At 56.8% G+C, this 9,301-nt stretch carries 12 protein-coding genes and 3 pseudogenes; 11 read left to right on the forward strand and 4 right to left on the reverse strand.

Features of this window, described 5'->3' with window-relative positions; genetic code table 11:
• Nucleotides 1–122: 122 nt before the first annotated feature.
• The 3 genes and pseudogenes from GIW79_RS28725 to GIW79_RS28735 form a co-directional block, all read right to left on the reverse strand.
• Nucleotides 123–1,148: pseudogene (locus GIW79_RS28725) on the reverse strand (site-specific integrase); the annotation flags it as partial.
• A 55-nt stretch (nucleotides 1,149–1,203) separates the two neighbouring features.
• Nucleotides 1,204–1,521: pseudogene (locus GIW79_RS28730) on the reverse strand (Y-family DNA polymerase); the annotation flags it as partial.
• Nucleotides 1,514–1,951 (reverse strand): LexA family protein, encoded by a 438-nt coding sequence (locus GIW79_RS28735; RefSeq protein WP_203482307.1) that lies wholly within the window; start codon nucleotides 1,949–1,951, stop codon nucleotides 1,514–1,516. The pseudogene GIW79_RS28730 and the gene GIW79_RS28735, both read right to left, overlap by 8 nt.
• A gap of 102 nt (nucleotides 1,952–2,053) precedes the next feature.
• Here GIW79_RS28735 and GIW79_RS28740 point away from each other — a divergent pair, with 102 nt between their 5' ends.
• The 11 genes and pseudogenes from GIW79_RS28740 (at nucleotide 2,054) to GIW79_RS28785 (ending at nucleotide 8,079) form a co-directional block, all read left to right on the forward strand.
• Entirely contained in the window at nucleotides 2,054–2,755 is a 702-nt protein-coding gene (locus GIW79_RS28740; RefSeq protein ID WP_203482308.1) for an SOS response-associated peptidase family protein, read from the forward strand.
• Nucleotides 2,756–2,892: 137 nt separating this feature from the next.
• Nucleotides 2,893–3,378 carry a hypothetical protein gene (locus tag GIW79_RS28745; RefSeq protein WP_203482309.1) on the forward strand — a complete coding sequence of 162 codons (486 nt, stop codon included), beginning with the start codon at nucleotides 2,893–2,895 and terminating at the stop codon, nucleotides 3,376–3,378.
• Between the two features lie 22 nt (nucleotides 3,379–3,400).
• Nucleotides 3,401–3,673, forward strand: coding sequence for a hypothetical protein (locus GIW79_RS28750; RefSeq protein WP_203482310.1), 273 nt, complete (start codon nucleotides 3,401–3,403; stop codon nucleotides 3,671–3,673).
• Between the two features lie 318 nt (nucleotides 3,674–3,991).
• Nucleotides 3,992–4,613: pseudogene (gene istA, locus GIW79_RS28755) on the forward strand (IS21 family transposase); the annotation flags it as partial.
• A 139-nt stretch (nucleotides 4,614–4,752) separates the two neighbouring features.
• Nucleotides 4,753–5,025: a CopG family ribbon-helix-helix protein gene (locus GIW79_RS28760; protein ID WP_203482311.1), complete on the forward strand. Its 273-nt coding sequence runs from the start codon at nucleotides 4,753–4,755 to the stop codon at nucleotides 5,023–5,025.
• 355 nt (nucleotides 5,026–5,380) lie between these two features.
• On the forward strand, nucleotides 5,381–5,521 hold the full coding sequence (locus tag GIW79_RS28765) for a hypothetical protein (RefSeq protein ID WP_203482312.1): 141 nt from the start codon (nucleotides 5,381–5,383) through the stop codon (nucleotides 5,519–5,521).
• 2 nt (nucleotides 5,522–5,523) lie between these two features.
• Entirely contained in the window at nucleotides 5,524–5,826 is a 303-nt protein-coding gene (locus GIW79_RS28770) for a hypothetical protein (RefSeq protein WP_413243013.1), read from the forward strand.
• Between the two features lie 62 nt (nucleotides 5,827–5,888).
• A complete protein-coding gene (locus GIW79_RS28775; RefSeq protein WP_203482313.1) occupies nucleotides 5,889–6,275 on the forward strand; it encodes an antitoxin Xre/MbcA/ParS toxin-binding domain-containing protein in 387 nt (128 codons plus the stop codon).
• A gap of 698 nt (nucleotides 6,276–6,973) precedes the next feature.
• On the forward strand, nucleotides 6,974–7,198 hold the full coding sequence (locus GIW79_RS29925) for a phospholipase effector Tle1 domain-containing protein (RefSeq protein WP_413243015.1): 225 nt from the start codon (nucleotides 6,974–6,976) through the stop codon (nucleotides 7,196–7,198).
• Between the two features lie 143 nt (nucleotides 7,199–7,341).
• Nucleotides 7,342–7,575 carry a hypothetical protein gene (locus GIW79_RS28780; RefSeq protein ID WP_203482314.1) on the forward strand — a complete coding sequence of 78 codons (234 nt, stop codon included), beginning with the start codon at nucleotides 7,342–7,344 and terminating at the stop codon, nucleotides 7,573–7,575.
• Nucleotides 7,576–7,671: 96 nt separating this feature from the next.
• Entirely contained in the window at nucleotides 7,672–8,079 is a 408-nt protein-coding gene (locus GIW79_RS28785; RefSeq protein ID WP_328824628.1) for a DUF6088 family protein, read from the forward strand.
• Nucleotides 8,080–8,146: 67 nt separating this feature from the next.
• Here GIW79_RS28785 and GIW79_RS28790 read toward each other — a convergent pair whose 3' ends face one another.
• Nucleotides 8,147–9,100 carry an endonuclease gene (locus GIW79_RS28790; protein WP_203482381.1) on the reverse strand — a complete coding sequence of 318 codons (954 nt, stop codon included), beginning with the start codon at nucleotides 9,098–9,100 and terminating at the stop codon, nucleotides 8,147–8,149.
• Nucleotides 9,101–9,301 lie beyond the last annotated feature (201 nt).

Below are 9,301 nucleotides of genomic sequence, written 5' to 3' on the forward strand. Positions count from 1 at the left end.
TGCTCGCGGCGGCTAAAAACACAGAAATAAGCGGGTGATCTGAGCGTTTTTGATCGATTTGCCGCTTTTAAAATCGGCAGGGGCTGAAGTCAGCCAGAAATACACAACTACTTCAGACCATCCCTAAACGATGACATCTCAACATTTACGGCCGAAGACTGATCACTGTTGTGCCGACCGAAGTGGTTTCCGAAGCGAGTCAAGAACACTAGGTTTCGATTCTCACCCGCAGCAGATACCTCACGAGTCAATCTGCGAAGATCCTTGGCGTATTCCAATACTTCTGAACACAAAGATTCAGGAATCCATACCTGGCCAGTCACTCCAAATTTGGTATGCACAGGCGGGGACGCACCTGGTCCTAGTGATATCCGAAGCAGACCTTTAGCAGACGGATCGGGTATGGCGCGCTCCAAAGTATCGATACGAAGGTCACAGATCGTTCCCAGTCGCATACCCGTGAAAAAACCTAGGGCTAGCATCAGGTAAAGCTCAGGTGATGCATTACGCTTTGCGAAATCGAGAATGATGTCGCGATCAGAAGGCGACACAGGAAGTAGCCCACCTTCCAAAGTGATCCCAATGCGTTTGCGGTTGGGAATACCCAAATCGGTAGTAGTGCCAGCCAGGGTTCGCTCGAAGCCGACCTGATCGAAGTATTTGATGAGAAAGCGCTTGTCTTGCCACAGCGGCAATCGTGGGGATAAAAGACCACGCCTCTTAACCCATCTGTAGAAGCTGATGCAGTTACGCATGTACTCGGAAGCCGTGGCAGGGCTGATATGACCAGCATCTCGCGCCTTGATAAGCGCCCCACGGTACTGGACGAGACACCGATCTGCTTTTCGAGACGGAAACTCAAACCACTGAAGCATGCGACTCTCCAAGAACTTCGCGTAGTTCAGCAGCCCGTTAAGGTTGCTCGAAACGGTCTTTAGAATTGCCTCGCCATTGGTGACTCTCTCCATAGCCCAGAGGTTGGCCTCTCTCCAGGGCGAACCGTCTTCCCAGAATATTTGTGGTAGCCCTTCGATCACTACGCGTGAGCTATTAAACGAGTAGGTAACCAGACGGTCTTTGACAGAAGGGTCATGTGGAATGAAGTGAATGTGTTCGACGGTAGCCAAGCGAAATCTCTGTAAGAACAAGCGTCAATGTCTATGGTTGAGTCATCTAACTTTGGACGTCCATAGTATGCATCTTACTCTTATCGATGCTGTACACCTCCACCGCCGGCACCATGCCCTCAATCACCGTCATCACCCGTTCGCTCATGTCGCCATACAGCGCGTAATTGCTGGAGAACGCGACGATGCCGTGCTGGCGGAGCTTGTGCTTGATCTGAAAGTACGGCTCGCCCATCTTCACAAAGGGCTTGGCGTCGGCCGAACGGGCGATCACGCAGCCGTCGTTGTTGGAGAGCACCACGATGGGCGTGCGCAGCAGGTCCGGGCGAAACACCCGCTCGCAACTGGCATAGAAGCTGTTGCAGTCGATCAGCGCGATGGCGAGCTCAGGCATGACAGCGATGCCGGTGGATGCTAGCCGTGACCACGCCCCAGATCAGCAGCTCATCGCCCTCCATGATGAAGCGCGGGGCAAACGCCGGGTTCTCCGAGCGCAGCACAATCAGCTTGCCGTCCATGCTCAGGCGCTTCACGAAGGTGTCGCCGTTGATCGCCGCGATGACGATATCGCCACTGCCCGCCCGTAGCGCGCGGCTCACCACCAGCACATCGCCATCGAAGATGCCGGCGCCGATCATGCTCTCGCCGTCGGCCCGCACCAGGAAGGTGTGTGGCGCATCGATTTCCAGCAACTCGTCGAGAGAAAGCTTTTGCTCCAGATGATCCTGCGCCGGGCTGGGGAAGCCGGCAGGAACGCGAGAGGAAAAAAAGGGCAGCTCGATATCGGAGCCGCCCACGGCGCCGAGAATCGTCGCGGTGGCCATGGAGGGGATACCTGCAAAATATTACTGTACGGATAAACAGTAGAGCAATTGACAGGCGCCCGGTCAATGTCATGCTGAGTAGAGCGACCAATGGAGGCAACCATGTGCGGACGCTTCGCCCAGTACCAAGGCCTGGCGGACTACCTGGCCGAGCTGAACGCCGAGCAAGACGTAATCAGCGGATACGACAACGTGCCCATCGCCCGCTACAACGTGGCGCCGAGCACCAAGGTGCACATGCTGCACGGCGAGGCTCGCGGCATTCAGCTTGGCGCGGTGAGGTGGGGATGGGCGCCGCACTGGGCCAAGGCCAACCTGCCACCGGCGATCAACGCCCGGGTAGAGACGGTAGCCAGCGGCAAATACTTCAGGGCAATCTGGCCCCATCGTGCCCTAGTCATGGCCGACGGTTGGTATGAGTGGGTGAAGGACGACGCAGGCCCGCTGAAGAAGCAGCCCTACTTCATCAAGCTCAAGCGCGGCGCGCCAATGTTCTTTGCCGCGCTGGGGCAGTACCCGATAGACGATGGCGAGGAGAGAGAGGGCGATGGCCTGGTGATCATCACCCAGCCCAGCGACGGCGACATGCTGGCCATCCATGATCGCCAGCCGGTAGTGCTGCCGCCGGATGCAGCCCGCCGCTGGATAGACCCGGACCTAACCTCCGCCCAGGCCGAGGAGCTGGCGCAAACGCAAGGGCTGACCGCAGACGCCTTCACCTGGCACCCAGTCAGCAAAGCCGTGGGCAACGTGAAGCACGACTCATCTGAGTTGATTCAACCCATAGCCCCACCAGAACCATAAGCAGGTCAACACCCGCAGCGATCCACTCCACCTGCCTGCCCCCTGCAGTCTGCTCGCGCGCGGACGTTTAGCCGCATTCGATATTGCTGCTACGCTTGCAGAGCCAATGACGGCAACCGCGTACGACAGGAGTCCCTATGCGCCCCCTCAAAGTAGTGCTGCTTTGTCTCTCGACTGCCCTAACCTCCAGCTATATAACCCTGCAGTTGGCATCGCCAGCAACCGATTTGCCTCTGGGCACCCTTTATTTGCCCCCCAAATTAGTTATCGAACACGCCGGCGAAGCTGTGGTCTGGGGTGGTTGGCGTACCAGGAATGAACATGTTCCGCATGGCGATGTCGCCGTGGAGATCCGCTGCCATCTGCAACTGAAGCTGTGCACCGAAGCGGTGGCCGGTCTGCTGCGGCATGAGGAAGGCGAGGATCTGGAAGCGCAAACCTACCTGTTGAACGTCAGTAACTGGGCACCGAACAAGATCGAGGCCGCAGCAGTGCTTGACGATTGCCTGATACGGCAGGTGACCATCAACCCGGAAGCTAATACGGCCGTGCTTCGGTGGTCGCCCAAGCCCGGCTGTCAGGGCGGCACTGGCCAGGCGGATCTTGTCGGTGACCCGGTTTGATCGCCGCGGCATGGATGGTCATATGACCTTGAAAGAAAAACAACTCGCCGAGCTCATCGCCCACACCGCACGAAGCATCACCCACCTGACAGCCGCGATGACCTCGCTGTCGTTCGATCTGCTGCGCAGCGCTGACCCAGATGTGCGCGGTGCGGGTAGGCGGATGATTGTCAGGATGGAGGCCGTGAGCCACGAGTTGGACCGGCAATGGGCACTGATCGACGAACTGGTAGATGTCCCACAGCCCACCCGGCTGGATGCCGTGGAGGAGGTGCACCTGCATTCGGTGACATAACCCGAGTTGCTCCCTATTCCCCACCCGCCTCGGCGGGTTTTTGTGCCTGCCTGCGTATTTAGGTCCATCGTGACCGGTCGTTTCGGTAGATCGTGACCGGCCATTTCGTTAACGCGTGACCGCTCATTTCGCTATCAACGCGACCGATTTCCAGCCTGCTCCGAAACAGGCGGTCACGATCTACCGACATCGTCGGTCACTGCTTAGCGAAACGCTTCCACCCCGTTGCGCATGACCTGACGCGACCGTCACCATCGCCCGATTTCAGGGAGTAGAGGATGGTGGCGCAGCGAGTAGCCATGTGAAATATCAAACGCGCTCGTTGAGGTGGCGCTGGCAGCGGCGCTGCTGCCTGCTGCCAAACTGCGCCAGACCCGCGGCGAGCGGGTGCTGCCGGACGTGATCGGCATCCACCGCGAACTGCGGCGCAAAGGCGTCACCTTGCAACTGCTGTGGGAGGAGTACGTCGCTTCCCATCCCGAGTAGCCGACCTACTGCTACACCCAGATCGTCGAGCATTACCGTCGCTACGCCAGCACCCTCGCGCTCAATGCGCCAACAGCACCGGGCCGGCGAGAAGCTGTTCATCGACTACGCCGGCCCGACGCTACCGGTGATCGACCCGGCCACTGGCGAGATCAGCCGGGCGCATATCTTCGTCGCGACGCTGGGGGTATAGAGCTACACCCATGCCTGCGCCACGCTCGGTGAAACCCAGGTGGACTGGCTGACTGCGATGGGTCAGGCGTTCAGCTACATTGGCGGCGTCAGCGAGATGGTGGTGCCCGACAACCCGCGCGCGCTGATTGCCCATCTCGATCGCTACGAGCCGGGCTTGAACCGGGCCGCGCTGGAGTGTGCCCGGCATTAGGACACGGTGATGCTGCCGACGCGGCCGCGTAAGCCCCAGGACAAAGCCGAGGCCGAGGTGGCGGTGCGATGGGCCGTAATACGCAATCTTGAAGCATTGCTCGGCAGCAAAGGTACCATCGGCTCGGCGGTAACCGAGCGACCGGCCATAATGGACGACAATCTCTCACGGAAATCCGCAGCGCTTCGTAGCCTAGGAGTAACTCATCATGACTTGCCCAATTGAAACCCGGGTCATCACGGCTCACGTCCCAGTGCAGTTGGCTAAGAAAGTCGATCAGTTGGCCGAGCGTGTGGGTCGCTCCAAGGACTGGATTGTCAAGCAAGCCTTGGCGGCTTGGATTGATCAGGCAGAAGAGCGCAGCCGCCTGACCCTCGAGGCCCTGGCCGATGTGGACGCCGGCCGCGTGATTGATCACCAAACAGTTCAGGCCTGGGCCGGCAGCCTTAGCACCGACAACCCGCTGCCGGTACCTCGCTGATAGAGTTGGAGCGGACGACCAAAGCCGCTCGTCTAATGTCAGTTTTGGCGATTGGCAGCCGTGCAATCAGTGGTCGCCGTCAGTCGGTGCAATTTGGGTATGTGTTGCGAGAGCCATCTTGCGCCATTACACCGCTTGCCGCCGATGCAGTGGCAGGTCTGCAATTTCCCGCGCTCGCTGCGCCGGCAGCCGCGCCAGGGGGGTATGCCAACGTAAGGAAATTCATTCATTTGGTCTGTAAGCGACTGTTTGAATGATTAAGTTTTCATGCACATGCGATCGGCTGCGTTGGGCCTGCCCCATTTCCCTCTTCTGCTGCGTGCTCTATTGCGCGATGATGGCCGTACAGAGATCCATGAGCCAAGAAAAAATTGCTCATCTTCTCAAAAGCGAAGATTTTCTTGGCCGAGTTAAGGAAATTTGTAGCAATGAAGCGATTCTGAAGCTTTTGGATGGCGAGCAAGTGCCCCTGCTCGACCGCCGCAGGGGGTACTGATCGTGAAGCACGTAGTTACTCAGCCGGCTGAAACGGTCGCAGACATCACCTGCGATGTCTGCTGCCAGAGCACTCGTGTGGAGGGCTATGGCCAACAGTTTGGAACCCTTCAGGCCCACTGGGGGTATGGTTCCAAGCATGATGGCGAGCGTTATGAGGTTTATCTTTGCGAGCCTTGCTTTTTCCGCACGCTGAGCGCTCTACGTCGGGAACGCATGGTCAACACCATGTTCGACGAGGAGCCCAGCACTGCAGAGGATGAGTTCGGCCTGGTGCGACGTGGCGATTTCTGGAGCGATAGCTGAGTCTGGGCGCGCAGATTTTGGTATTTGATGGTGCGGGCTAGAATCGCTATCCCGGAGGCAGCATGGACAAACTCTACGATAAGCTGGGTCTTCCGAAAGCTCATTATCGGCTGCATCAGGCTCTGCTGACGGGGCTGCCAGTATCACTGGCTACCGACCTGGCGCGGGAGCTTGGGTTGCCGCTCTCACAGGTGACAAAATGGATCGGTACATCCTCACGACATGTCACGATGCCTACGCGGGCAGGTGAGGTCTTTTGCCGTCTCGTCGAGACTGTGGATGCACTATTAGAACTCCATGAAGGCAACTTGGACGGCGCGCTCTGCTGGCTGACATCACCGAATATGGTACTTGCCAATGAGCGACCGGTCGATCTGCTGGTCACAGAGGCTGGCAAGTGTGCCGTACTGCAGACTATTCATGCGATTGAATTTGGCCTCCCGGCTTGATACAGCGCGTGAGGTTAGTGTGTGGCGGGTGGTCGGCGCTCAAAAACGGTTTACCCTGCCTGGACCCAATCCCGATGGTGGCGACAGGCAGGAAGCGGCCGATTGTGTTGAAAAAGTCGACACGGCCCGGCGAGCAGTAAATTGAGCGGCAAAAACACCTTCTTTGCACGCTGCCACGTCAAAACTGAGCCCTGAACCACCTGCGCACAACGCAGATTTCAACCTCACACGCGCACTTTTCTGTCAGGGTCGATGAAGCCGACTTTTTCAACAGAATCGGCCAGAAGCGGATGCTGGCGAGCTAGCTCCTTATGCATCCGCGCAGATTTCATGGTGGAGCACGCCTGCAAAATGGGGACTACAGTTTCCTATTGAGGACGACACCTGCGAATGGGCAAAAGACTCAGAGTCAGCTCATAAAGGAAAGGAATTCGGTCTTTTGGCCAGAATGAAAAGTCCGTAGATAGCACATTCTTGCGAAAGCCTCCTCCACTGCACATTCCTAGTTTTTTATCCTCACCTGCGAAAGCAGGACCATGCTTAGAAAATTTCGAACAGCAGTCAGAGCTACTGACGTTGGAGAAAGGACATGTCCAAAAAAATCATCATCTCTTTTGACGGAACCTGGAATACACCGGACGTAAAAACCGAAATCTAAAGATAGTAAAAGCACCAATGTATGGAAGCTGCATTCTTCCATTCTCGCCACAGACAAGGGCGGTACAACTCAGGACAAGTGGTACGACAAAGGAGTTGGTACGGCATGGTACGACCGCCTCAGCGGAGGCACATTCGGAGTGGGGCTTTCAAAAAACATCCTCGAAGGCTATCGACAGCTAGTAAGAACCTACGAGGAGGGCGACCTGATTTACATATTTGGTTTCAGCCGGGGGCCTACACAGCACGAAGCCTGGTGGGCCTAATCCGAAATGCCGGACTGCTCAAACCGGCGTTTTTCAAGGTAGTTGTCGTGTGAGCGTGTCACGCTGCCTTTGATTTTTGCGGCAGTACCGCCTCCCGTTCCGGATTGGCGCAGCAAAGGACTTTATTCGAATTCGGAGGAAACATGGGTATTTCGTATTACCTTGCATGTTTGGAGACCCGGCAATATGTCTGGGTTGGCAGGCTTGACCCACAGGGGGCGGTGCCGGTGACGGACGTCGAAGGCTCCATCGCCATGTTCGCGCTGGAGAATCGGAACAAACCGTTGATCGTCGTGAGCGAAAGCCATCCGATCCTCGAAGAGGGAATGGAGTGGTCGCCGCCGGCAACGCAGGAAACGTGCTGGGGACAGCCTTGACAAACCAAAGCCAACCTCATCTCAAGACACTCGTCGCGTTTCCAATCATGGCACAGGTCGTCGATGGACAGCTTGAAGTGTTGTCGCTGATGGGAAATTGACCCAGTCGGACAATACGTTGCAAGGGCTCGTCCCAATCCCTGGCAATTGATTAGCCTGATTGCCAGGCAGAAGCGTCTGTCTCTACAGATCCATGGTGCCAATGCAGTCAGGAAATTTGGGCTGAGCACCCAGATGCCGCTCATTCCAATCTATTACACCAACGGAGCCAGCCGATCAGTATTCATAGGGAAAGCTGAAGTCCGGCTGATACATGCTGCACCTATGGTCATGCAGCATGCCGGGACTGAGGTGGGAATGGCTATCAGTGCGCTATTTTATCTCGGTAAAGACGGCGCCACTCCGGAATGCTTAGCAGCGATCAGGAAGGAGCTCAGGCCTGATGACCTAGTCAAATTGATGGCCTGCAAAATGCCGAAGTGGATGCGCATGGCATTGGAGTGATGCGCTTGGGCTGGTATTTAAGCTTCGGCAGCATGTCCATGAAAAATTGACCACGACACAATCACTTTCAGCGGCAGTTGCCGGCCTTTCGATAGCCAGCAGCTTGCGCCTCAGCCTCACTACTGAAGTGAACGCGGTTTTTGGTGCTCACCTGAATGTAGCCTGGACAGCCTTGGGGCAGGTGGTAGACGTGGCTGTTGCGATTGCCGACTATGTCTCCACTGACTGCTAATGGTTGAGGCGCTAATGGCGCCCCCTTGTGAGTTACCAACTGCGTGACGATACCTTCGCGTGAGGGCTTGTGGCCCAAGGTCCACGAGCGCTCACCGGTTACAAATGGATTGCCGTGGCCCATCACCGCCGCTGTTCGGCTTTCCCAACTTTTCTCCCAAGCAGAGACCGGATGCTGTCGATCCCAGGCCATCAGCAGTTGCTGCTGCTTACGAGACATGGACAAGCCATAGCGGTCATACATGTAGAAAGTCGCCCGCGCGACAAGGCCCTTAACAGCATCCCTAGGCTCTACCGCGCGCCCACGAAAGTCCACCTTAGTGGTACAAGCGCCGTATTGTGGGGCATTACCGTTAACCATACCGTATTGATAATGGCTGCGGTCGCCGTTCACTTCGCCTACTGAGGGATAGAGGTTGAAAAGATCTGCTTCCATGGCCCTGAATACAGGGTCATCTGCTACGCATTTTTCCCTCCCTCCACTCTGCCAACACTGGCGCTGATGTCCGAACACCCAGGCAGGCACAATGTGCTCCCATTCCATTCGGTCAGCCCGGGTCTGCTGCTTGCGGGTTTCATACCCGCAGGACTCCGGATTGATCCTACCGCCTGATTTCCCAGTCCATTCCCACTTGCAGCCGCAATAGAGCTCGCCATCTGGGCTTTGCGCACGATCGAAAAAGACCTTCTGCTTGGCCACTACCTTGGCAGCTGTGAAGGTGGGTGGTCGCTCAGCTAGAGCGGTGAGGGAGAAGAGTAGGAAGAGAGCTAGGGTCAGGAAGCGTGTCATGAAGGAAGCAAGGGCCATAGAAAAGGCGCGCATTGTAAGACGTCAGATCGGGAACAGTAGAGGCAGCAATCGACCTAAGGAAACTCTGAAGAAGACTTCCAGATTTTGGCAAAATACCCGGATTCCACCCGCTGAGTTTCCCCATGAAGCAGATGACCTTCGCTGACGCCGAGTACGCCGGTAAGCGCAAACAAACCCGCA

Source organism: Pseudomonas sp. PA-7-1E (genome assembly GCF_021605325.1).
Taxonomy (GTDB): Bacteria; Pseudomonadota; Gammaproteobacteria; order Pseudomonadales; family Pseudomonadaceae; genus Aquipseudomonas; species Aquipseudomonas fluorescens_BV.

Bases quoted from the DNA above. Each gene is read 5' to 3' on its own strand.
- GIW79_RS28735 (WP_203482307.1), bottom strand. From the start codon at position 1,951: ATGGCCACCGCGACGATTCTCGGCGCCGTGGGCGGCTCCGATATCGAG.
- GIW79_RS28740 (WP_203482308.1), top strand. From the start codon at position 2,054: ATGTGCGGACGCTTCGCCCAGTACCAAGGCCTGGCGGACTACCTGGCC.
- GIW79_RS28745 (WP_203482309.1), top strand. From the start codon at position 2,893: ATGCGCCCCCTCAAAGTAGTGCTGCTTTGTCTCTCGACTGCCCTAACC.
- GIW79_RS28750 (WP_203482310.1), top strand. From the start codon at position 3,401: ATGACCTTGAAAGAAAAACAACTCGCCGAGCTCATCGCCCACACCGCA.
- GIW79_RS28760 (WP_203482311.1), top strand. From the start codon at position 4,753: ATGACTTGCCCAATTGAAACCCGGGTCATCACGGCTCACGTCCCAGTG.
- GIW79_RS28765 (WP_203482312.1), top strand. From the start codon at position 5,381: ATGAGCCAAGAAAAAATTGCTCATCTTCTCAAAAGCGAAGATTTTCTT.
- GIW79_RS28775 (WP_203482313.1), top strand. From the start codon at position 5,889: ATGGACAAACTCTACGATAAGCTGGGTCTTCCGAAAGCTCATTATCGG.
- GIW79_RS28780 (WP_203482314.1), top strand. From the start codon at position 7,342: ATGGGTATTTCGTATTACCTTGCATGTTTGGAGACCCGGCAATATGTC.
- GIW79_RS28790 (WP_203482381.1), bottom strand. From the start codon at position 9,100: ATGACACGCTTCCTGACCCTAGCTCTCTTCCTACTCTTCTCCCTCACC.